Annotated in this window: 19 protein-coding genes; 12 read left to right on the top strand and 7 right to left on the bottom strand. The window is 46.6% G+C overall.

Translation table 11 applies throughout. The features are described from left to right. Positions 1-6: 6 nt before the first annotated feature. The 7 genes from FE296_RS31195 to FE296_RS31165 all read right to left on the bottom strand — a co-directional run bounded on the left by FE296_RS31195 (position 7) and on the right by FE296_RS31165 (position 9,690). On the bottom strand, positions 7-1,662 hold the full coding sequence (locus FE296_RS31195; protein WP_124114227.1) for an MGH1-like glycoside hydrolase domain-containing protein: 1,656 nt from the start codon (positions 1,660-1,662) through the stop codon (positions 7-9). Between the two features lie 29 nt (positions 1,663-1,691). Beyond that, entirely contained in the window at positions 1,692-3,020 is a 1,329-nt protein-coding gene (locus FE296_RS31190; RefSeq protein ID WP_150367555.1) for an ABC transporter substrate-binding protein, read from the bottom strand. Between the two features lie 38 nt (positions 3,021-3,058). Next, positions 3,059-3,898 carry a carbohydrate ABC transporter permease gene (locus FE296_RS31185; protein WP_091017729.1) on the bottom strand — a complete coding sequence of 280 codons (840 nt, stop codon included), beginning with the start codon at positions 3,896-3,898 and terminating at the stop codon, positions 3,059-3,061. A gap of 5 nt (positions 3,899-3,903) precedes the next feature. Further along, a complete protein-coding gene (locus FE296_RS31180) occupies positions 3,904-4,818 on the bottom strand; it encodes a carbohydrate ABC transporter permease (RefSeq protein WP_150367727.1) in 915 nt (304 codons plus the stop codon). Positions 4,819-4,934: 116 nt separating this feature from the next. Next, entirely contained in the window at positions 4,935-6,491 is a 1,557-nt protein-coding gene (locus tag FE296_RS31175; protein WP_150367554.1) for a response regulator, read from the bottom strand. Continuing rightward, entirely contained in the window at positions 6,466-8,283 is a 1,818-nt protein-coding gene (locus FE296_RS31170) for a sensor histidine kinase (protein ID WP_124114232.1), read from the bottom strand. The genes FE296_RS31175 and FE296_RS31170 overlap by 26 nt, the downstream gene beginning before the upstream one ends. A 117-nt stretch (positions 8,284-8,400) precedes the next feature. Further along, a complete protein-coding gene (locus FE296_RS31165; protein ID WP_124114233.1) occupies positions 8,401-9,690 on the bottom strand; it encodes a Gfo/Idh/MocA family oxidoreductase in 1,290 nt (429 codons plus the stop codon). Positions 9,691-9,817: 127 nt separating this feature from the next. On the opposite strand from FE296_RS31165, the gene FE296_RS31160 reads away from it, so the two are divergent. The 12 genes from FE296_RS31160 to FE296_RS31105 all read left to right on the top strand — a co-directional run bounded on the left by FE296_RS31160 (position 9,818) and on the right by FE296_RS31105 (position 22,351). Then, positions 9,818-10,720 carry an AraC family transcriptional regulator gene (locus FE296_RS31160; RefSeq protein WP_150367553.1) on the top strand — a complete coding sequence of 301 codons (903 nt, stop codon included), beginning with the start codon at positions 9,818-9,820 and terminating at the stop codon, positions 10,718-10,720. Continuing rightward, positions 10,717-11,163, top strand: coding sequence for a RidA family protein (locus tag FE296_RS31155; RefSeq protein WP_124114235.1), 447 nt, complete (start codon positions 10,717-10,719; stop codon positions 11,161-11,163). The genes FE296_RS31160 and FE296_RS31155 overlap by 4 nt, the downstream gene beginning before the upstream one ends. Before the next feature lie 8 nt (positions 11,164-11,171). Further along, positions 11,172-11,762, top strand: a complete 591-nt coding sequence (locus tag FE296_RS31150) for a GNAT family N-acetyltransferase (protein WP_124114236.1) — start codon at positions 11,172-11,174, stop codon at positions 11,760-11,762. Between the two features lie 116 nt (positions 11,763-11,878). Beyond that, a complete protein-coding gene (locus FE296_RS34165) occupies positions 11,879-12,031 on the top strand; it encodes a phosphotransferase family protein (RefSeq protein ID WP_150367552.1) in 153 nt (50 codons plus the stop codon). A 9-nt stretch (positions 12,032-12,040) separates the two neighbouring features. Beyond that, entirely contained in the window at positions 12,041-12,298 is a 258-nt protein-coding gene (locus FE296_RS31140) for a hypothetical protein (RefSeq protein ID WP_150367551.1), read from the top strand. Positions 12,299-12,326: 28 nt separating this feature from the next. Then, on the top strand, positions 12,327-14,546 hold the full coding sequence (locus FE296_RS31135; RefSeq protein ID WP_150367550.1) for a class I SAM-dependent methyltransferase: 2,220 nt from the start codon (positions 12,327-12,329) through the stop codon (positions 14,544-14,546). Further along, entirely contained in the window at positions 14,546-15,121 is a 576-nt protein-coding gene (locus FE296_RS31130) for a histidine phosphatase family protein (RefSeq protein WP_124114239.1), read from the top strand. The genes FE296_RS31135 and FE296_RS31130 overlap by 1 nt, the downstream gene beginning before the upstream one ends. A 130-nt stretch (positions 15,122-15,251) precedes the next feature. Next, positions 15,252-15,845, top strand: coding sequence for a 3'-5' exonuclease (locus FE296_RS31125; protein ID WP_190945678.1), 594 nt, complete (start codon positions 15,252-15,254; stop codon positions 15,843-15,845). 22 nt (positions 15,846-15,867) lie between these two features. Further along, entirely contained in the window at positions 15,868-16,242 is a 375-nt protein-coding gene (locus FE296_RS31120; RefSeq protein ID WP_150367548.1) for a hypothetical protein, read from the top strand. 185 nt (positions 16,243-16,427) lie between these two features. Beyond that, on the top strand, positions 16,428-17,432 hold the full coding sequence (locus FE296_RS31115) for an ABC transporter substrate-binding protein (protein ID WP_150367547.1): 1,005 nt from the start codon (positions 16,428-16,430) through the stop codon (positions 17,430-17,432). A gap of 302 nt (positions 17,433-17,734) precedes the next feature. Beyond that, the gene (locus FE296_RS31110) at positions 17,735-19,201 is read left to right on the top strand and encodes an AraC family transcriptional regulator (protein WP_223869108.1); all 1,467 of its coding nucleotides are present in this window, start codon (positions 17,735-17,737) and stop codon (positions 19,199-19,201) included. A gap of 777 nt (positions 19,202-19,978) precedes the next feature. Next, a complete protein-coding gene (locus FE296_RS31105) occupies positions 19,979-22,351 on the top strand; it encodes a putative PEP-binding protein (protein WP_190945676.1) in 2,373 nt (790 codons plus the stop codon). Positions 22,352-22,445 lie beyond the last annotated feature (94 nt).

The following is a 22,445-nucleotide window of genomic DNA, read 5'->3' as shown; positions in this document are numbered from 1 at the left end:
AAACAATTAACGATACGTAGGATAGATGATGCCAATATCGCGTTCAGTTTTCAAATTTCCATCAGCATAACGCTGCATTTCATTTCCTTTGATCTGAATCGGAATACGCTCTCCTTGATAGTAAAGCTCTCCCTCGACGGTGCGGACGCTCATTCCAATAACGCCTTCCAGATGTCCACTATGATCCGTCACCAGTCGAATCCCCGACGGGCCATCCAGATGAACCTTGCCTTCCAGATATACCGTCATGCTATCAGGGGTGTTGACCAATTCATATCCTACTCCGTTGACTTTTCGGCTATAAGCCGTGTTGCCAGATACGACCTCGCCATGATCCATATCGATAGGGAGTAGACCGGTAAACCAGAGCTGATTCGATCCAACAGGCATAATTCCACATAATCGCTCCACATAATCGAGAAGACAGAGGATGGAAGGGGAGTATGTCTCGGTAAAACCTTGTTCGCCGGTCCATGGGCTGAGTACCTGACCAAAACGCTTATCTTTGGATAGAGCGGACAAGATAGGCTGCATTACCCAGGTTAGCTCCACATATCGATGATGATACTCAAATGCGTGTGGTGCCCGAATCAGACTCAGAAAATTGGATGTCCCTCCCCAGCTGTTATAGGAGGAAAAGGGATCAAATCTGGGATCATCCATTGAAATTGATGTAAATGGGTATTTTGCGAAAAACTTGCTTGTATTCAACAAGTACCGACGCAGTAGATTATCGAACAATTCACGGTTGCCCACCTCGCAGGCCATCACGCGGAGCAGCACATCGGATTGCACTCTGACGAATTCGTCATTGCGATCCCGATCATAGAAGAACATATCCTGTTCGTCGTAACAATAACGGAAGAGACGTTCCAGGCTGGACTCGGCTTTGGCTTTCCAATCCGTTCCCGACTCCTCCAACTCCTCAGCCATGCGGGACAGATACATGCGCTGACAATAGATATTGGCAGTCAGATCTGGTGCCAGAAAAGGCAGACTCGGAGAATCCGGGTGGTAGGCAGAAGCATCATTCATATAAGGTGTATCCGGAACATGCCAGAATCGGGGGGATAAGTCATGTCCAGTGTCAAACGTACTGAAAGCTTCTACACAGCCGGTCCCTCGGGTATTACGGTTTCGTGCAATCCATTCATCGTAACGAACCATAGCCTTGTACATGGTGCTCAGGAAAGGCGACTGCTTGCCATGATTGTCATGAAGCTGATAGTGGTTCCATACACTGCGTGCCAGTGGAGTGACCAACTGGATTTGCCGGAAAGAGGGCCCGTTTGCCGTAAGTTTATACGGAAGCAATCCATCATCTCTTTGCTGCTCGGCTAATGCGAGGTACGTTGTTTCGGACACGGAGGGAAGCAGGCGAGACAGCAACTCCGCATTGATGGTCCCTGTACTCTCTAACCAACACCCCAGATAGATGCCACCTTCTTGTAAAATGGGATCGCTGTCTCCCATGGGCAGGATGCAGGCAAGCAATTTTTCCACTGCCGCATAATACGTAGCTTCCATTCGTCCGCCCGATGCTGCAAACCGGATACCCGACGCATGCCATTCCTGTAATAACTGCTGATCTTCCGGTTTAATGGGCTGAACTTGATCCATAATCGAAATGTTGCGCAGCCGATTCAGTATCTCTTCTGTCATATGTTCCTCCTCACAGATTCTGTTTCTGGTTATTGATTCGATTCAAAAATACGAACGGTTCCGTTATAGAAGTCGGAGACAGCTTGCTCTACACTTTTTCGTCCAAATCCGATCTCTTGATTTGTCGTCTGAGCTAACTTGGAGAACTCTGCAAATCCCGGAGGATTGTAACTCACCTCAAAAGGTTCAGTCTTCGTAGCTTCAGAGACAAGATTTGTATAGTTATAGACAATCTCCTCCACAGGGCCTGCACCTTCCTGAAGAAGAGTACGATTGGCTTCCGTAACGGGCACGCCGCGGTCATTACCGAGGATTTTGGCTGCTTCCGGATCATGAATCCAGAAGTCCATTAACATTGCCACTTCCTTCGGATGTTTGGTATTCGCGTAACCTGATAATCCCTGACTGGATTCAAATACAACACCCGTTCCCTTAGGACCTCGTGGTACAGGGAGAAGAACCAAAGGATCTTCCGTCAAGCTCTGGAATGCAGCGAGTTGGTTGGATGGTAGTAGAGTCATGGCTGCTTTGCCTGTGATCAACAGGGATTTACTGGTATCATCATGCGGGTTGGATACCTGCAATTCCGGTGTGACTACACCGCCGGATGCCGAAGTCTTTTCCCAATACTGGAACCATTCCAGAATGTCTTCCTTGGCGAATCCAAGTGTGCCATTTTTCATGTCATACAGTTGTTTACCCCGTTGTTTTAGATAAATATCCATCCCGTCGACGGTAAAATTGTACGTTCCATAGAAGCCGTCTCCGAGCTTGTCGGACAACTCTTTGCTGATGGTGGCATAGTCCGCCCAGTCCCAATCGGAAGCTGGCAAAGGCACGCCGGCTTTCTCAAAGAGTGCCTTGTTAACAATAATTCCTCGTGCGTTCGCACCGGCAGAAATATGTTGCAGCTTCCCGTCGAGACGTCCGTATTCGATCATCGTTTCATCCATACCATCCAGATTCAGTTCGTTTCCGACATACGGGTCCAGGTTAAGGAGGACATCTTTTTTGGCATAATCAACGACATTTCCCCCGAGGAAAAAGATATCCGGTGCTGTACCTGATGCCAGCTGGGTATTCAGCTTGTCGAAATATCCGGAGGAAGGTGCAAATTCTCCTGAAATTTTAATATCCGGATGTTTCGCCTGAAAGATCTTCAGGGCTTCATTCGTAATATCTGCCCGTTTCTGGTCACCCCACCACATGATGCGAAGTTCGACCTGTCCGCCTTCGGTAGTTCCATTATCATTACCATTGCCTGCATTATCATTAGCCCCTGTATGGTCTGTTCCAGAGCAAGCTGTTACGAATAACAAAAGTGAAGTAATCATACCAATCAAGAAACGTTTGAACATGATAAATCCCCCTGTCTATTGATATGAGAAGCGTGTTGTTACTTCAGACCTGTTGTTGCAATGCCCTCAAGGAAATATCGCTGAAACAATAAAAAGATGATGGTCACGGGAAGCAGGGACAGGGTGGACATGGCGAGTAGTGCGCCCCAATCGGATTGTCCTGACGGATCGAAGAGAGAGCGAATGCCCAGTTGCACGGTGAACAGATCAATTTTGCTCAGATAGATCATCTGACTGAAAAAGTCATCCCAGCTCCACAGGAAGGTGAATATCGCTGTTGTAATCAGTGCCGGAACGAGCAGAGGCACTACGATTCGGAAAAAGATCTGTGATTGCCCACAGCCGTCAATGGTTGCACTCTCGTCCAGCTCCCGCGGTATACCGCGTATGAATTGAACCATAAGCAAGATGAAGAAGGAATCCTGCGCAAGCCATTTAGGCAGAATCAATGGGAAATACGTATTAATCCATTGAAGCTCATTATAGAGAATGTACTGTGGCACCAGAGTAACATGGTAAGGCAACATAATCGTGATCAACATCATGCTGAACCACAGGCCTTTGAATCTGAACTTCAATCTGGAGAAAGCAAAGGCTGCAAGGGAACAGGAGATCACATTACCAAGCACACTCATGACTGAGATCAAAACGGAGTTGCCGAAAAAACGGCCGAAGGAGATGCCCTGCAGACCTTTCCAGCCATTAATATAGTGCTCCAGCGTGAAACTGGTTGGGAATAGACTTCCACTGGTGAAAATGAGATGGTTCGGTTTAAACGAACTGAGAATCAACCATAGTACTGGATATAACATGAGCAGACCGAAGAGTATAATGGCGGCATGCCTCCCGGCCTGAACCAGTTGTCGTTTGATTGGCATATGCACTACCTCCCCTCCTGATTGTCCCCGTAAAACACCCAAAATCGGGATGTAACAAAGACGATTGCGGTGAATACCCCGATAATGACCAACATGATCCAAGCCAGAGCCGAAGCATAACCCATATCAAAGAACGAGAAACCTTTTAGATACAGATACAAGGTATAGAACATTGTTGCGTCGAGTGGACCCCCGCGGCCATCTCCAATCACGTAAGCGGGTGTAAACGCCTGGAATGAATTGATCATGCTCATGATCAGGTTAAAAAAGATAACGGGGGAGAGCATGGGCAGTGTAATTCCGAAAAATTGACGTATCTTTCCCGCTCCATCGACATCGGACGCTTCATATAAGTCTGCCGGGATCTGTTTCAGGCCAGCAAGAAAGATGACCATGGCAGACCCGAATTGCCAGACGGATAGTGTGATGATGGTATAGACCACATAATCCGGATGCGCAATCCAGGATGGACCTGAGATACCAAACCAGCTTAAAAACTGGTTGACCAGTCCGTTCCCCTCAAAAAGTTGCCGCCAGACGATTGCAATAGCGACGCTGCCGCCCAAGAGGGAGGGGATGTAATATACAGTCCGGTAGATGCCAAGGGCTCGAATTCCTTTGTTCAGCGCCATTGCCACCAGTAGAGCAAAGGCAAGCCTTAGAGGAACGGATAAAAAGACATAATAAAATGTCAGCCCCAGGGACCTGCGAAAGGTATCGTCCTCGGTAAAGATGTGAACATAGTTGCTAAGTCCGATCCAAGTCGGTGATGACAGCAGATTGAATTTGGTCATGGATAAGTATAAGGACGCAATCATTGGTCCCAGTGTCAGACAGAAGAGTCCGATCAGCCAGGGCAGAAGAAACAAGTAGGCTGTGGTATTCTGCTGACCGTATAAGGGCTTGGTCTGTTTTTTCATCATGTGCCTCCCTTCTGAATCGATAAAATTCATGGTTACCCACTGTGAATCCGCTTACAACATGCGGCGTTCTCTTGGTAACCACATCATACCGGGGAAGGGGAGAAGCTTGAATCTTATTTCTTCGGATCATGGCTATCGATTTTTTCGGAATGCTGCAAGCGATATTCTGAAGGACTCAAGTTGAACATTCTTTTGAATTTCGAACTGAAATAACTTGGCGAACTGAAACCTGTCAGCTCAGTAATATCCCATACGGTTAATTGGGTATCCTTCAGCAGTTGCAAGGCATGATTCATCCGAACGCCCGTCACATATTGAACAAAAGAGGTACCTGCCCCTTCCTTAAACAATTCGGAGAAATAGGTAGGGTAATAGTTGAATCGTTCAGCGAGTAACGTCAACGTGAGCTCCTGCATGTAATTCTCTTCGATATATCGCTTGGCTAACTCTATAACCGTCCCATCCCCATTTTCCGAAGGAAGTTGTCGACCCAGGAAGTCTTGAGCCCATTGCATTAATAAGCGTTCTGCTTGATCTGGCGTCTTAAGCCACAGTATCCATTCCGGGGCTATAGGAAAATCCATCAACAGTGAAATTTGAAAAATACTTCGCGTCATTCGGGAGGGAGAAAGCTGGAATGCCTCGTGAAGTTCCTTGTGGATGATGCTGCGGAAGGAGTCCAATTCCCCTCGAATGAGGCAACGATGCAGCTTGCGTGTCGTTTCTTCAGGTAGTAATGGACTATAGTCCGTTCCTGGCTGAGTGTTAGGCCCGCTGACAGCCCGTTCAGCTGAATTCCATGCCAAAAGGGAATGGATATAACCTTCTTTCCAGTGCTCAAGTCCGGATACAGAAAGTCCCATCCCAATCTTGAGTCCCATGGAAAAAACGGATGCCGTATGTTCCGTGAGCTGTTGGATGAATTCATGCTGCATACCATCTTGTACCATGAAATGCATGATGCCTGCGTGTGCCGAATCATGAAAAACCTGGACATTGTCTGAATCAGACTGGGCGATTTCATAACATACCATCTCGAAAGGAAGATGCATCTGCTCGGGTAATCGATCTTTTCGAATATCCGGCTTGTCCGAGTGACTTATACTGGCGGTGATGAAACAGACCTTCTGATCCTGCCATGATTCGAGATGGAACAATCGGAGTCGTTCTGGCATGGAGGAAGGCGGTAGGCGATTGCCTTTGACGAGATCAAGAAGGAAACGTTCCTTCATTTCCCGGTAATACTGAGAGAGTCGCCATTGCAGCAATTCAGAGTCACCTCGAACTTTACGTTGTTCATCCAGATCCGCTTTGATTTTGCCTAATGTGGCTTTCAATTCATCCCGGGTTACAGGTTTCAGTAAATAATCCATCACTTGGCTGCGGACCCCCGCTCTGGCATATTGAAAATCCTCATAACCCGTGATAATGATAATCTGAATGGAAGGGTTATAACTGCGGCAGACATCCAATAGTCTGATGCCATCCATGACAGGCATATTCATATCGGTAATCAGCAAGTCAAAATGTTCAGATTTCAAAAGTTCATCCGCTTCGATCCCGTTAGAGGCTTCTCCTATTATGGCAAAGCCCATGCCATGCCAATCGACTTTCAATTTCAACCCTTCGCGAACTTCGATCTCGTCATCTGCGATTAATACGTTGTACATCATATTCCTCCTGTACGGGTAGAATCAGTTCAATACATGCGCCTCCGTTTTCAACGTTCTCCATGTGGACCGTGAACAAGCCACCATAATGCAGACGGCAACGAGCAATAACATTGCCCAGTCCAATATGCCAGCCTTCATTATGCAATATGGATTCCAATGAGGAGGGAGCAACCGGATGTTGCAACTTTTGGATAATTTCTGCTGGAATACCCGGTCCGTTGTCTGAAACGCTGATGTGCAGACGATCATAGATCCGGTTGATCCGTATTTGTACCTGAGCTGTCGTCTGATGCTGGAAGCTGTATTTCACTGCATTTTCAATAAGTGGTTGAAGAATAAACTTGATGATGACCATGGACTTCAGTGTGCCTTCTAACGTTACCGAAATGTCGAGCTTATGACCGAAACGAGTCTGCAAAATGGAGATATAACGCTGCACATAATCCAGCTCTTCGGTTAGGGGAACACGGTCGTCATTGGTGTTGATAGAAAAGCGCATCATTTTACCCAAATCCTCAATGACCTGAACCGTATCATCCGTTCGGCGCTGAATGGCAAGACTGCTTACCAGCTCCAGGGTATTAAACATAAAATGAGGATTAATCTGTATGAGAAGTGCCTTGTACTCTGCTTGCTGGCGAAGAAGTTTCAGTTCAAATTCATTCTGGATATGCTGCCGCAGCTGACTGATCATATAACGGAAGGTAAAGATGACATAACTGATCTCGCTCTTTACATTTTTATCTGGAGGCAGAAGTGAATCCGCTTGGTCAAAAGCACCTCGTTGAACCTGTCTCATCGCCAGTACCAGTCTGGTCAAAGGTTTGGTTACGCCGTGGGATAACCATGCAGCAGCCAAGAGGGAGACCAGAATCAGGGCAATCGTTACCACCACAATTGTGCTTTGGAGCTTATGGAGAGAGAGATACATTTCCTCTTCAGGTGCCAGACCCGCCAACATCCAGCCGGTACGCCCCAGTTTCTTGAAAACAAGGATGTCTCGCTGTCCTTCATGGTTGGTGAGGTATGCCACACCAGATTTGAGCGGGCTGTTTCGAAACCGATCGATCTCTGCCGTAGCTACAGCACCTAACGCGTCTACCTGCTGTGAAAGAATGGGATTCCCTTGCTCACCCAGTAGAAAAATAGTGCTATTCTCCGCCAGATGGATGCGCCGGAGCGGTTCCAGAAAATAGGATTCACTGACATTCACCTTCATAACATTCTGCGCTGTAGCATGATGAAAGGTGCCAATAGGCATCAGCAGACTGACCACCGGGTTACCATGATCTCTGACACGTTCATGTTGATCGGTGTGTGCAGGTAACCAGCGTTCCCCCAACGTGTAGAAATTTGTATACCAGGATTCTTGTACAAAGGCAGGGTCATATGTCACCTGATTCTCGCTGCCAATTCGCAGTCCATTCCGTCGATAGATGGATACATCCGAGATACTGGTGTAACTGTTGGTTGCCTGAGTGAGAAAACGGCTCATCGCAAGGTTGACCAGCATCTTTTCTCCTTCGGGAAGGTTCGGATCACCGATCGCGTTATCCCAGTTTTTGCCCATATCACTATTGAAAACAAGAGAAGCGGCATCATAGATCTGCATCTGCACCATGTCTACGTATGAACCGTACTCCTCCATTTTCTCAAGAGCAGAGGATTCGATGTAAGAGCGAATGACCGTGCGTGATTCCTTGAAGAGCAGGTAGGAAAGTGTACCAAAAGCGAGGACAAACAGGACAACGATAAAGGCAATCAGGCGGTTTTTTAAAGAGAAGAACATGGATTTCCTCCTTCTACCGAGTCAACTTGTGTGCAGGTTAATTATAAAAATATAAAAAAGACTGCGTGATATGCGCAGCCTTTAAAAAATTAATAATGTAGTGAAGACCTGGGAGACTTAGAAACGAACCAGATTATTGACGTTGACAGGCAAGCCTGTGGCAATGGCACGATTGGCCGCAATCCCAGTCAGAATGGATCTGGCTCCGTCCACGTGGTTAGCAGCACGATGGAACGGATCTTCTACAGGCTCTCCAAACAGATCATTCAGCAGAACCGGGTCACCTCCGCCATGTCCACCTGCTTTTTCTTCCACTTCAACCTCATATGGCGCATCGAACATCGGGAGAACCCGCAATGTTTTACCGATCAATGCACCTTCTTTACTTTTGTCACCCAATGAATTGACATAGGATTGCTCCACAATGTTCATTTCAATCCGGCCTTTGGTGCCATTAATGGCAATGCGGTAACCTTCCCATGGCTGGTAGGCAACGAGAGAGTAGGTCAGAATCGCTTTGTTCCGATACTTCACAAGAACACCCATCGTATCCTCAATGTTGATGCCATCCCCAAATACACTCTGATCCCGCTGATAACCATCTTCTGATTCGGCATCCAGATACATGGACTTCATATGTGCGTCTGAATCCAAATGCAGTGCAAAAGGATCATCCTTTGCGATCGGGTTGCCAGTTGCTCGATTGTAGAACTGCGTTACACCGCGTTCTTCTGCGTTTTCTCTCCCGTAATACATCAGATCACCAAATGCAAACACGGTATCCGGTTGCGAACCAATCCAGAAATTCACCAAATCGAAGTGATGGGTGGATTTGTGAACGAGCAGTCCGCCGCTATTACGCTTGTCCCGATGCCAACGGCGGAAATAATCTGCGCCGTGGCGGGTATTCAGCAGCCATTCAAAGTGAACGGACGTGACTTTTCCGATGGTATCATTCAGAATAAGTTCCCGAATCTTCGTATGGTGCGGCGCATAACGGTAGTTAAAGGTAACTCTGACGTTCTGGCCAGTGCGCTTGACTGCATCCAGAATGTCCTGGCATTTCTCCTCATCGATCGTCATCGGTTTCTCGGTGACAACGTCACAACCAAGTTCCATCGCGCGAATGATGTACTTGTGATGGGTGCGGTCAACGCTCGTTACGATGACATAGTCAGGCTTCTCGTTCTCAATCATCTGATCAAACTGATCCGCAGGATAGGTGGGTACCTCGGGATAATCGTACTTTTCCTTCAGTAATTGATTCGCGTAATTCATACGGACTTGATTTATATCACAAAAGCCGACAAGCTCGGAAGTATCCCTGTAATCCCGGGTTAGAGCACCATAAAAAAATTCGGCGCGGCCGCCGGTTCCAACTAATACATAACGTTTCTTGTTACTCATGTCTATCGCCTCCTTGAATATAGCTTTAGACTATAACAAGGGAGTACTTCTTTCGCCGCATTTTATGCGTAACCGCTTTCAAATGCCGCATATTTTGCTATAATTTATGGAAAGGAGAGAGGGCGCCATGACAGAACCTTTCAGTGCGGATTTTCATGATCCCACGGATTTACTGCACATCGAATATGATCGTCGCATTGGATATTTCTCGATGACGGATGACCATCTGCATGATCATTATGAGTTGTATTACCTGTTGTCTGGCGAGCGTATCTATTTTATCAAGGACCGGACTTATCGGGTAAAGGCTGGCGATCTGGTGTTTGTTGATCGAAATACGGTTCATAAAACATTGGAGAGTGGCATGCCTGACCATGAACGAATGGTGCTGTATTTGAAGCCTGAGCTTTTTGCAGCCATAGCTATTTCCGCGGAGTTAGTTGAAGGCTTAAAGGAACCCTTCTGCTGGGACATTCCTATTGTAAGGTTTCCATCTCAAGTGACGGAGGTTTTGGGGCGGATGGTGAGCGAAATGGTCAATGAAATGCTTTGTCCTCAACCTGGAAGCAACCTGTTGCTCCGTCACCGGGCTATTGAATTGTTGCTGCATGCCTATCGTAATCAACACCTGGGCAGGTTAAGCTCCGATGATCGTGAGCCGGTTCTTCATCCCAAGACACAGGCAGTTGTACGTTACCTGAATGAGAACTATCAGAAGCCACTGACATTACCGGAGGTGGCGGGCATGTTTCGCATTAGTCCGCATTATCTGAGTCGATTGTTCAAACAAACGACGGGATTTACCTTCAGTGATTATCTGAATCTGTTACGAGTGAAGGAAGCACAGCGTTTGCTGCGGGAAAGTGAGGAATCCATTACGGATATCGCCTGGCTTGCGGGATTCAGTAACTTCTCTCATTTTGGCAAGATGTTCAAGCGTACCGTTCAGGTATCACCAAGAGTCTATAGGCAGGAATATAAGGAATCAGGTTCCGTGAGGACCATAAAAGAGGGAGAGAATATACGATGATTGAAGCGAGATTGAATGAACTGGGGATCATTTTGCCACAGGCCAGCGCCCCCGCAGCGAAATATGCGAATGCCGTTATTGTCAATGGAATCATGTATGTATCCGGGAAAGGACCAGATACCTCCGAACGTGGCAAACTGGGATCAGACTTCACAACAGAGCAGGGATATGATTTTGCCCGGAACGCTGGACTGGAGGTGCTTGCTGTCGTTCGGGATGTGTTGGGTTCACTGGATCGGGTGAAGAGAGTAGTTAAAGTACAGGGCTTTATCAATGCGTCCGCTTCGTATCAGGAGCATCATAAAGTGCTGAATGGATTCTCGGATCTGATGATGGAGGTATTCGGGGAACAAGGAGTGCACGCCCGTTCAGTATTCGGTGCAGTGTCCGTGAGGGACAACTTGCCCCTGATCATTGATTCCATATTTCAGGTGGAGGAGTAGGTATAACCATGACAGAGTCGTCTTCATTTAATCCGATGATGTTAACGATCCCCGAGAGCTTTCACACGGAACGTCTCACGATTCGTGCACCGCAGTGGGGGGATGGCCAGGCCGTGAATGAAGCGGTCTGTGAGAGTGCAGAGCAGCTGAGGTTGTGGTTGCCTTTTGCCGAGAAGATCCCTTCATTGGAAGAGTCTGAAGTGACTGTTCGCAAAGCAAGACTGCAATATCTGGAGCGTACCGACATGATGTTACTTTTGCGTGATAGGCATACCGATGAATTCGTAGGCAGCAGCGGGTTACATCGTATTGACTGGAATGCACGCTGTTTTGAGATCGGTTACTGGATTCGAACATCGCGAACTGGTGAGGGTTTGATGACAGAAGCGGTGAAAGGCATTGAGCAATTTGCCATTACTCATCTGGAGGCGAACCGACTGGAGATCCGCTGTGATGCCCGCAATGTGCGAAGTGCCAAAGTAGCCGAACGAGCGGGTTATACGCTGGAAGGTATACTGCGCAAGATGCGGCGGGACAGTACTGGTACGCTGGTTGATTGTATGGTTTTCTCCAAAGTCAGAGGCAGTGAGTTCGAGTAAAGGGAAGGTAGATATGGAGCGAATCGGTCAAGGAAGAACTGCGGAGATCTATACGTATTCGAACGAGCACATTATGAAGTTATATCGAATGGATTTTCCTCTCGTAGCAGTCTAGAATGAATACAACATTGCCTGATCAACAGCAGATCTGTCATGGCGATTTTCACCCCGATAATGTTATGCTCAGTGAGGCCGGCGACCAATACTGGGTCACCGATTGGATGACTGGTATGTCGGGGGATCCTGCGGGTGATGTGGCTCGAAGCTGAGTAATATTAATGAGCGGCACTTTGCCGGAGGATACAGAGCTTGTTATACGAATGGGTTTTGAAACGGCTCGTGAATCACTGGTCGAATATTACATCCATCATTATATGCAACTTTCCGGGATTACACGCGAATCAATTGAATTATGGATGCTGCCCGATGCTGCCGCGCGTCTTGACGAGGATTTGCCTGCTCAAGAGGTGGAACAGCTGCTCAAGTTTGTTCAGAAACATATTCGTCGGTTAGACGAATCTAACTATATTATATAAAAGGTAGAGAAAGAGAGGGGACATATTCATGCTGCATTCATTAAAGGCTATACAATCATACAAGTCAGGTAACACGCCGGAAGCCCAGCAGCAATGGCTGCAACTGCTGGCAGCAGCGGAGAAGCCCCATATTAACCTCGAGCGCATTCATTCCATTGCCGAACTTGAGGGAACAAATCCGGTGCTGGAATACACCGAGCGTACACTTCACGTACTGGAAAAGCTTCAGGTTTCTTTTTGGGTGCGAGAAATTCTGGAGGACGTATTAATCTGGTCAGAGACGGCGAAGGCCGGATCACGGGAGCAGAGGCGGGTATGGCAAAAGCAGGGCGTTAACTTGTTTGTACACAATGTGGGGTCGGCTCAGTTATATGATCTATACGCAGGCGCAGAGCACCTGGATAATGACATCGGTAAGACCAAGGAGACGAGTATAAATCAACCTGGTTCTCCGGGCGATTCCTTAAGTAAGAATGCGGATATAAGCGAGCATGATACGCTGAATACACACACTCCAAGGCATGAGATTATACGTACTCTAATTGCTACGCATGGACTTATTGGTCAATACATACGCGGAGAGATTCCATTTGCCGAGAATGCTTCGCTCCACGCCTTGATCGTCAAAGGATGGCTTAGTACAGATGAACTGCACACCATACTGATGGCATTAAATGAGTGCATTATTGCAGGTGTTGATCCAGCTTTATGGAATCAGGTTCAGGCTGAGGTGCAGCGCATTATAGGCTGGATTATCGTTGGACCGGATCATGAAGACTGGAGCGTGAAGGAACGGTTAGCCCGCTTAAGAAGTTCATCCATTCGGCAGGGAGAAGCTATGGATACGGCTTACGCCAAGCTCCAAACGGAACTGGATGTAGAACAGGCGCTGGCTCCGCTGGCTCATCGCACATTATGGTATGTGGAGTCGGCCATGCAGGATTTTTCGTTGCAGGAGATGGTGAAAGTGTTACTGTTGACGCTTCGCAGCGAGAGTATGAATCCCACATCCATGGAGAGTCGATCTGAAATCGTTCGTCATATCAGCTTTGAACCATTGATGAATACGATGTATTACGACTACAGGGGTGTCAAGAAGCTCAATATTTACAAGAAACGAATGATTGAAAAATATTTGGAACAGTATTCGTGGGAACAGATTGCGGCAGGGGAGCAGATCGTCTATCCCCATCTAACACATCGCATGGAGCGTCATGCGGATCTGCCGGATACACTGTTTGTGACCTTTGAATTTTCTCCAGCGGCGGAGAAACTGATTGCATTCTGTATTGAAGCGGAAAAGTCACCGTTATACGAGAAGGCTGTACTGCTGTTATTTGACCTGTTCGGATTGCGGCGGGATGCCTATGACCGGTTCCACAACGAAGAAACGTATTTGTCCGATATGAACAGCTCTGGTGATTACAAAAAAGTACTGCTCGACTATATCGTCGGTAAACGGGTACTTGATATCGGTCCAGGTGGAGGGATTCTACTGGATTTGATTGAGCAGGAAAAACCGGAAGTGGAGCCGATCGGTATCGATATCTCAGCCAATGTCATTGAAGCGCTGGAACGCAAAAAACAACGTGAAGGACATCGCTGGCAAGTGATGAAGGGCGATGCCCTGCAACTGGAGCAATATGTGCAGCCGGGCACAGTGGATACGGTTATTTTTTCATCCATTCTGCATGAATTATATTCTTATATTGAACTGGACGGTCAAAGATTTAATTCCGATACGGTTGTGGCAGCGCTGAGAAGTTCATTCCGTGTACTGTCACCTGGAGGAAGAATTCTGATTCGGGATGGTATCATGAGTGAACCGGAGGCACAAAAGCGCCGGATTCGTTTCCTGGAACCGGATGGGATGCGCTGGCTGGAGCGGTATGCAGAGGATTTTCAGGGACGTGCAATTCAATATGATCGGATCTCCGACAATGAGGTCGTATTGCCGATCAACGATGCGATGGAATTTCTCTACACCTATACGTGGGGGGAAGAGGCATATGTGCATGAGATACAGGAACAGTTCGGTATCTTTACTCCGACCGACTATAAGAACTGTATTCTAGAAGCGCTGGGCGAACAAGCCGAGATGATCACCTTCGAACATTTCCTTCAGGAGGGTTATACGGAAGCACTTGGAGAACGAATGATCTTCATGAAGGAAGATGGCTCCCCTGCGCCTTTGCCAGACAGTACCTGCCTGATTGTTATTGAGAAGAAGGGGTTGGCGGACGGATGATGAGTGAGGCCAGTACGTTTTTGTATTTTGTCAGACATGCGGAGTCGCAGTATATTGCAGGACAAGAGCGCGAGCGTGGGCTGACAGAACAAGGTCATCAAGATGCAAGGACGGTTGCCAGTCTGCTCCAAGGGGAGCAGATTCAACTGTTCTATTCCAGCCCTTACAGGCGAGCGGTGGATACAATTCAGATTCTGGCAGATCGGTCAGGTGGAATTGTGGTGACAGAGGAAGATCTGCGTGAACGCCAGTTGTCGAGTTCGGATGTAAAGCATGAGAGTTTTCGTGAAGCCAAGCAGCGATTGTACCGCGACCCTACGTATGCATATCCTGGAGGAGAATCTGGTGAACAGGCTCGCTCAAGGGCGGTAGCGGTGATCGATAGAATTCTGGATAAACATGCGGGTCACAAGGTAGTCATCGGAACCCATGGAGACGTGATGACGCTTATTTTTCAACACTATGATGCTTCCTACGGTTATAATTTCTGGGAGAAGACTACGATGCCGGATATCTATAAGTTGCAGTTTGATGGAACGCACAAGTTTGTCCAAGTAACAAGATTGTGGGAGTGACAGGTTAATATATGAGAAATGCATTAAGCGTGATGAGAGTAGAGAGGTGTGAGTTGAACGGATGAAAATGACGCCGTTACCTGATACATACTTTGTTGAAAATCTAAGCGTATCCCCATTACAGGATAGGATGTACTGCATATTTGATTTAGAAGGTACGGGCATTAATCCTGTGATGGAGAGTGTGACACAATTTGGTGCGATGCATTACCAAAGAGGTCAACAATGTAATACAACATTTTCTTCACTTACACGGGCGAGCAAACCTATACCAGAAGCTGTGGCGAAATTAACAGGCATTTCGAATGAGGATATGGTAGAGGCTCCGTCGTTCGTAGAAGCATTTCAGTCCTTTCAGGAATTCATTGGTGATAGCGTTCTTGTGACCCAAGCCGGATATGAATATGATCTGCCCATCTTGAAGCGACATTGTGATGAGTATGGTCTCCCGATGTTGAGTAACCCAGTGCTGGATACAAAAGCGATGTTCACGTACATTCATCCTGAGATTACCGAGGTCGTCTCTACGGATTTTCTGATTCGATATTACGATCTCAATACAGATGGAGTTCACAGGCACAACGCTTTGGCAGATTGTGGAGTGATCGCTCGTATTTTCGAATGTATTCTTAGCGAATATGAGGAACTTCAATTAGATCATTTTACAGCCGATCCCAAGCGCATGATGAAGCGTTTTGTTATACCGGAGATGTATCTGACATGATGAGGAACTGGAGGGGAGATCAATGAGCAGAACATATGTGGAGAAGCTACTGGCGGAACTTAACGAAGGACGGATTCTGACTCAGCAGACATTCGAAGGATTGGATGTGGAAGGTTATCTGAATGACAGGGATGCCTCGACGTTTGCTGACGAGTGGATGCAATCCTTTAAACGATGGGCTCAAGCTACTGCTGTGGCTGAAGAAGAGGTGCTGCGCGCATGCAGGGAACAGGCGTTCAAACAGACCTTGGCTCTCACCGGCGAACCTGAGTTAGCGGGGTATGTAAGTGATGATATTGGTTTAATTGGTGCTGCACTGTTACAGGGTACGGCGAACGATTCCTTTGTGGATCAACTGTTGGAAAGTTATCGACAAGGTAGGTTGCCCCTGCGATAGCGGGGGTAGAGCCATGTTGGCTCTTCTCGTTTGTATAAAAAAATAGCATCAAATGTACATTGTGAGTCGGTTGAAGCATGAGTTACAATTCACCTAAGCAATAGATGAGAATGATAATCATTATACGTTATGTGTATATCATTCTCACGATTGTATCAACAGATCATATAGGGGTGAAGGGTATCATGGTAGGTTTTATTAAAGGTATAAAAGGGTGGACGATCACATTACTGCTCATGGGTCTGGTGATTTCAGGATGTAGTACAAATACCGCTACGAATGCGGAACAGACTCCTGCAACTGAAACTGAAAGTGCAGCTTCTGGAGAAAATACTTCTGGAAACGAGACAGAGCCTGCGACACGGGTTGTACAGGATGAATTTGGAGATGTGACGATTCCGGTTCAACCACAGCGGATTGCTGGAATATATGTGGAAGATTATCTGAAGGCGCTCGATATTACACCTGTAGTGCAGTGGTATAACCCGATGTGGGGTGTACAGGATTATTTAGGACTGGATGTTCCGAAATTTGATACTACGGGGAGTATTGAAGCTTTGTTGGAGTATGATCCGGATCTCATCATTGTAGATGGTGGGGCAGATATGGAGAAATATGAGATGTACTCCAAGGTGGCACCGACGTATCGTCTGCCTGAGAGCGTACTGCAGGATTCGAACCAAATTTTGAAAACCATTGCCGATGTTGTAGGTAAACCGGACAAGGGTGAAGGAGTTGCAGCGGCATTTGAGGCCAAGATTGCAGATGCTAAGGCGAAGCTGCAGGAAGCAGTTGGAGACGAGACCGTCGCAGTTGTCCGGTTGAATGTTAACGATGACACACTGGCGTTGTTCGGTGTGAAGAATCGATTTACCGGATTTATTTATTCCGAGCTTGGTTTAACACCTCATCCTCTGGTTAACAAGATGGAAGAATATCAGGAAATTCTGTCTGAAGAGGCCGTGCCGCAACTTGATGCAGATCATCTTATTGTGTTCCCCTCCAATGGTGAATGGTCTTCTCCTGAGAACAAGGAAGCCTTGAAGGTACTTGACAGCAAATTGTGGAAATCTCTTCCGGCCGTTAAAAACAATCAGGTGTACATCATGGAAAGATCACATTGGCAATCAGGTGCAATTACAGCGAATTCCATGAAAATTGATGATCTCTTGGAAAAGATGACTCCATAGTATAATCCTATAAGAAAGAAAGTTCTTCAGCGAGGGTTGAAGAGCTTTCTTTTTTCGTATACACTATTTTAAATGATAATAATTCTCAGTTAAGGACGATGAACATGTACCCCACGATAATACAATGGATTCCCAAGCCCTGGCTGTGCACGATTCAGCAGATGGAATATATAAACCACGGTAAATCTGAGATCGATAAACGTTTGCTACATAAAAAATCGTCTTCACACTCCATATTTGTTGTTACGTCTGGAAAGGGTTTGATGGTTTACACCGATCGGGAATCTCATTTGGAAAAAGGAATGATTATGTTCGTTCCAGCGGGAACACCGATTAAGATAGAAGGCTCTCCTTGGACAGAAAGTAATTTGCAATACTATAAGCTTGATCTGGTGGTGGCTGAGGTGAAAGAAGATATTTCAGACCATTCGCCTACGATAATCACGACTGAGCAGCAAGAGTTTCTTAAAGGGATTGAAGCTCAAGAAGCGCTCCCTCTTATTCAACTGAGTTACAGTCCGTGGAGTTCCTGTCTGGAAGCCTTGGAACAAATGCTGCGTCAACAGGTCACTGGCGATTGGCTGGAGCAATGGGAGGTACAGCTTCATTTTCAGGAGTGGTTCCGTGCCTTGCTTCAACAGAGTGCCCCCGAAACAGAATTACCCGATGACCGTGCCCGTCTTCAAAGTTCAATTCGTTATATTGGCGACCACTATGATCAGACGATAACCGTGGATGAGCTCGCAGCAGATATTGGTCTAACAAGAGCCAGCTACACTCGGCAATTCAAAAAAATCACGGGTAAGCTCCCGCTTGAATATGTAAATGCGGTTCGGCTGGAGCGCTCGAAGCAACTATTGCAGCTCACGGATGATCGCATCCATGAAATTGCACAGAATGTGGGATTTAGCAGCGAGTATTATTTTGGCCGCCGATTTAAGCAATATGCTGGTATTTCACCTGGGTTATACCGCCGTCATCACCGTCAAGAGGTTCGTGTCTTTGCTCCGTATCTGGAGGACTTTGTGTTGGCTCTTGGCGTAAAACCTGTACTGCAATGCTCCCATCATTCTTGGGGGAGACAGCATTATTTGGGATTGGATGATGTACCTGAATTTGATGTGAGCCAGATGGACGCGCAGTTTAATCTGAGTAATGTCCCGGATTTTATCATGCTGAATAAGGGATATGATCGATGGAATCTGGACCGCTTTGAGCAGGTAGCACCTACATTTTACGTAGATCATCTGGGAGAGGACTGGCGCTCCATTTTAAGATCGACAGCCGATGTTTTAGGGAAGGTGAATCGGGTTCAAGATGTAATTGGTGCGTATGAGGACAAGGCAATGGAAGCTAAGAGTCGGTTAGCACGTTATATGCGTGGTCAGACGGTAGCCTTTTTGCGCATATCTGCTTCTGATATTACTCTCTATGGGGATCAGCAGGGCTACGTCGGCCCTGTAATTTATCAGGATCTTGGTCTGACTCCGCACTCCCGTGTACAGCAATGGACAAGACACGAGCGGAGGATTCCCATTGGATTGGACCAGTTAAGTCAGCTTAATGCGGATCACTTGTTGATTACATTTGACACTGGAAATTCTGCCAAGCCTGGAGATGAGCGCGAACTGCTCGACAGGGACGAATGGAAACGCCTGCCTGCGGTGAAGAGTGGCAATGTGTACGAAGTGGATTTCATGTCGTGGATGAATTACGGTGTGATCTCTCATGGGAAAAAGATTGAGGATGTACTGAGGTTTATGGCTTGAACAATGCATGGTCTGTGAGATGTTTTTCGAAAGCATCAAGAAAACCATATAACTTTCAAAGCCATCAAAATTTTGTGTTGTAATTCACGGGCACTCTATGAATCTACTGGTATTATCCTTTTTTAATCAATAATCTGTTTGTTTAATAGACTAAATAAAGGAATTTCAATTAGATTGAGGAATATCATCTAACAGATAGGATATAACCTAAAGGAGCAGATTAATGATTAAGGATAAAATTCCAATTTGGTTCTGGTGTACCTCGGTAGTAGTTGTCATTATGCTAGTATATAACTTGTTTCAAGTAGATTCTCGTATTAACATGCTTGCACTAGGCATTCTAAATATTGCTAATGCCATTCGGATGTGGAAGAAATATCGGAACTCAGCAATTATATTTTTGATAATAGGTGTTCTTTGTGCAGTTTTATTTTTCAAATATCTATTTCAATAATTAATTTGAAGCCTGACCGTCATTTATATGGCGGTCTTTTTCGTTTCAGAGATTAGAACAATGAAGGAATCATAATGAGCGACAAACTACAAAAATATCATTGCGCCACGTGTGTGATGAATGAGGCAATACAATTACCAGAAAGGCTTGTTTCATCTTATTTTAGTGTAGCGTTTACAAAAAAACAGGATAACGAGCACAAAATGCAAAAGCGGATGTCCTTGACTGAACGATTGTGACATACCATTAGAATGAAGGCTGATCTGTAACGCAGGGATTGAAGTCTTCAAGCATAGCCATGAATGGCGGATGGGAGAGCTGTAATGACAAAACGGGTAATTCTGTTGGAAGAAGGTACGGCAGAGATGAAAGGGCTAATGGGCAGTAAAGGGGCTGATCTTGCAGAACTAATCCTTGCAGGGTGGTCTGTTCCAGCCGGATTTGTAGTCACAACGGAATGCTGTCGCGAGTTCTGTACCCGTCTTGGACATCTTTCCGGTGAAGGAGAGGAAGAGATTATTAACGCGATCCGGCATCTGGAACAGCAAACCGGGAAGTTCTTCGGACATTCGGAGAACCCGCTACTACTCGCGGTACGTACGGACCAGGATCGAGCATCAGCAACTGCGACACGATCACTGCTCAATGTTGGTCTGAATGATGTTACTGTGGAAGGACTCGCACGTCAAACCGGTGATCGGGTGTATGCACTCCAATGTTATTTAGATTACTTAGAGGAATATGGACAGCTGGTATATGCAATTCCGTCTGAATTTTTCACAGAAATATCGAGTCATGTCAAGGGTCGGGATGAAACGGAACTTGAATTAACCATTACACAATTTAAATATTTAATTGAAGCGAAGGGGCCTAACCCTTTTCCTCAAGATATTCAAATTCAATTCAAAGAAGCAGTACGTGCGCTATATCATTCACAGCGTATTAAAGCATCCAGTTCACAGGACGAGATCGTGCGTAAATCATATTACATCTCTTCGGAGCAAAGCGCTCCTGTTCTTATACAGACGATGATACATGGGAAATGTGGAGAATCAAGTGGTACCGGAACAATGTATACGCGCAGTCCACTTACAGGAGAAAGGGGGATCACTGGACAATACGTCCCAACCGGGAACGCGAGCCAAACAGATCATGGTCTGGAGCGTTTACGGAATGACGAACCTGAGCTGTACACAAGTTTGCAGGAGATTGGAGACCAGTTGGAGACGCGTAATGGAGAAGTGCAGGAAATCACCTTTGTTATTGTTGCCGGCGCGTTGTATGTTGTGCAGACCCAGCCCGCCCGATTATCCTCCACAGCCACACTGAGGAGTACCGTGGATTTTGTCCATGAAGGATTCATCACCAAAGAGGATGCATTGTTACGCATTGAAACTGGGCATATCACGGAAGTGTTGAAGCAATACTACACAGATTCTAACAGAGAAGTGAGCAATGGACATCTGCCCATAAAGATCCAGCCAGTAACTAATGATGAATGTCCAGCTTATAACAACTCAAATCCACTTTTATCAGCAGATCTGCAACTACTGCTCAATTGGGCTGATGAAGTGAAAGAGTTGAAGGTACTGGCCAATGTAGATCATCCACAGGATGCCATGACATCAAGGCTACTAGGGGCTGAGGGAATAGGTCTGTGCCAGACGGAGAACATGCTGTTATCACCTGCGCGGTTACCATTTGTACAAAAAATGATCTTGGCAGACAGTGAATCTGAACGCAGTCGTGGTTTGGAGCGTCTGTTGCCGATGCAACAGTCTGATTTTGAACAAATATTCGAAGCGATGGATGGATACCCGGTAACGATACGTTTGCTCGATTCGCCGTTGCATGAACTGCTACCGGATCTGGGAGTGTTGGAGAAACGGCGCGAGTGGTTACAAGCAGAGGAGTGGCAGGAGCAAAAAGACCATCAGGTTGAACTGGAGGAACTGGAGCGCGTAATTCGCAGAGTCAGTGAATTGCATGAACATAATCCGACATTGGGGCAACATTCTTGTCGTCTGAGTACGGTGTTCCCGGAAATCGTTGATATGCAGCTGGAAGCGATTTTCCGCGCAGCGGTGAAAGGCATCCGGCAAGGCTGGTGGGTTCGTCCCGAGATTATGATCCCACAGATCGGTCATGTGCATGAACTTCAGGTGATGAGAGATCTGGTGGATCATGTGGCTGACCAAGTGCTTGGTGAGGAGAAGCGGCATTGTCTCTATAGAGTGGGGGCGATGATCGAAGCTCCGAGAGAGGCGCTGACGGCGACTCACATTGCTCGCCAGGCAGACTTTTTCTCGTTTGGCACGGATGAGCTGACAGAGATGACATTTGGATATAGTCGTCATGAAGCTGAGAAGCGGCTCCTTCTCCTTCAACGTGATACGGACTCCCGTACGGTAACGAATAACCCATTTCATGTGCTGGACATTGAGGGAGTCGGACAACTGATCGAGATGGCGGTAGTCCAAGGTCGAATTCGAAAACCTCATCTGAAGACAGGGATCTGTGGAGAAAATGTTATAGATCTGGAGTCGATTACGTTCTGCCACCGCATTGGTCTGGATTACGTAAGCTGTTTGCCTGAACAGATCCCTTATGCACGAATTGCTGCTGCACAAGCAGCCATTAAGGCACAGAGAGAGGGAGCAGACACGCAGAACACGGATATATCTACAATTGCGTAACGCTCACCCTGTCCTACACGGAACTTCCATGGAATAGCAACCAGAAAACTGTTATACTGAAATATGCGTTTTGTAAAATGAACGTAAAATTTCA

It is taken from the genome of Paenibacillus sp. UASWS1643 (assembly GCF_008693195.1).
GTDB classification, from domain to species: Bacteria; Bacillota; Bacilli; order Paenibacillales; family Paenibacillaceae; genus Paenibacillus; species Paenibacillus amylolyticus_B.
Note: the sequence above shows the minus strand (reverse complement) of the source record. Positions and strands in the feature narration are given on the sequence as shown.

Bases quoted from the DNA above. Each gene is read 5' to 3' on its own strand.
- FE296_RS31130 (WP_124114239.1), top strand. From the start codon at position 14,546: ATGAGTGAGGCCAGTACGTTTTTGTATTTTGTCAGACATGCGGAGTCG.
- FE296_RS31195 (WP_124114227.1), bottom strand. From the start codon at position 1,662: ATGACAGAAGAGATACTGAATCGGCTGCGCAACATTTCGATTATGGAT.
- FE296_RS31155 (WP_124114235.1), top strand. From the start codon at position 10,717: ATGATTGAAGCGAGATTGAATGAACTGGGGATCATTTTGCCACAGGCC.
- FE296_RS31175 (WP_150367554.1), bottom strand. From the start codon at position 6,491: ATGTACAACGTATTAATCGCAGATGACGAGATCGAAGTTCGCGAAGGG.
- FE296_RS31160 (WP_150367553.1), top strand. From the start codon at position 9,818: ATGACAGAACCTTTCAGTGCGGATTTTCATGATCCCACGGATTTACTG.
- FE296_RS31115 (WP_150367547.1), top strand. From the start codon at position 16,428: ATGGTAGGTTTTATTAAAGGTATAAAAGGGTGGACGATCACATTACTG.
- FE296_RS31190 (WP_150367555.1), bottom strand. From the start codon at position 3,020: ATGTTCAAACGTTTCTTGATTGGTATGATTACTTCACTTTTGTTATTC.
- FE296_RS31140 (WP_150367551.1), top strand. From the start codon at position 12,041: ATGAGCGGCACTTTGCCGGAGGATACAGAGCTTGTTATACGAATGGGT.
- FE296_RS31120 (WP_150367548.1), top strand. From the start codon at position 15,868: ATGAGCAGAACATATGTGGAGAAGCTACTGGCGGAACTTAACGAAGGA.
- FE296_RS31185 (WP_091017729.1), bottom strand. From the start codon at position 3,898: ATGCCAATCAAACGACAACTGGTTCAGGCCGGGAGGCATGCCGCCATT.
- FE296_RS31180 (WP_150367727.1), bottom strand. From the start codon at position 4,818: ATGAAAAAACAGACCAAGCCCTTATACGGTCAGCAGAATACCACAGCC.
- FE296_RS34165 (WP_150367552.1), top strand. From the start codon at position 11,879: ATGAATACAACATTGCCTGATCAACAGCAGATCTGTCATGGCGATTTT.
- FE296_RS31150 (WP_124114236.1), top strand. From the start codon at position 11,172: ATGACAGAGTCGTCTTCATTTAATCCGATGATGTTAACGATCCCCGAG.
- FE296_RS31170 (WP_124114232.1), bottom strand. From the start codon at position 8,283: ATGTTCTTCTCTTTAAAAAACCGCCTGATTGCCTTTATCGTTGTCCTG.
- FE296_RS31165 (WP_124114233.1), bottom strand. From the start codon at position 9,690: ATGAGTAACAAGAAACGTTATGTATTAGTTGGAACCGGCGGCCGCGCC.
- FE296_RS31105 (WP_190945676.1), top strand. From the start codon at position 19,979: ATGACAAAACGGGTAATTCTGTTGGAAGAAGGTACGGCAGAGATGAAA.
- FE296_RS31110 (WP_223869108.1), top strand. From the start codon at position 17,735: ATGATTATGTTCGTTCCAGCGGGAACACCGATTAAGATAGAAGGCTCT.
- FE296_RS31135 (WP_150367550.1), top strand. From the start codon at position 12,327: ATGCTGCATTCATTAAAGGCTATACAATCATACAAGTCAGGTAACACG.
- FE296_RS31125 (WP_190945678.1), top strand. From the start codon at position 15,252: ATGTACTGCATATTTGATTTAGAAGGTACGGGCATTAATCCTGTGATG.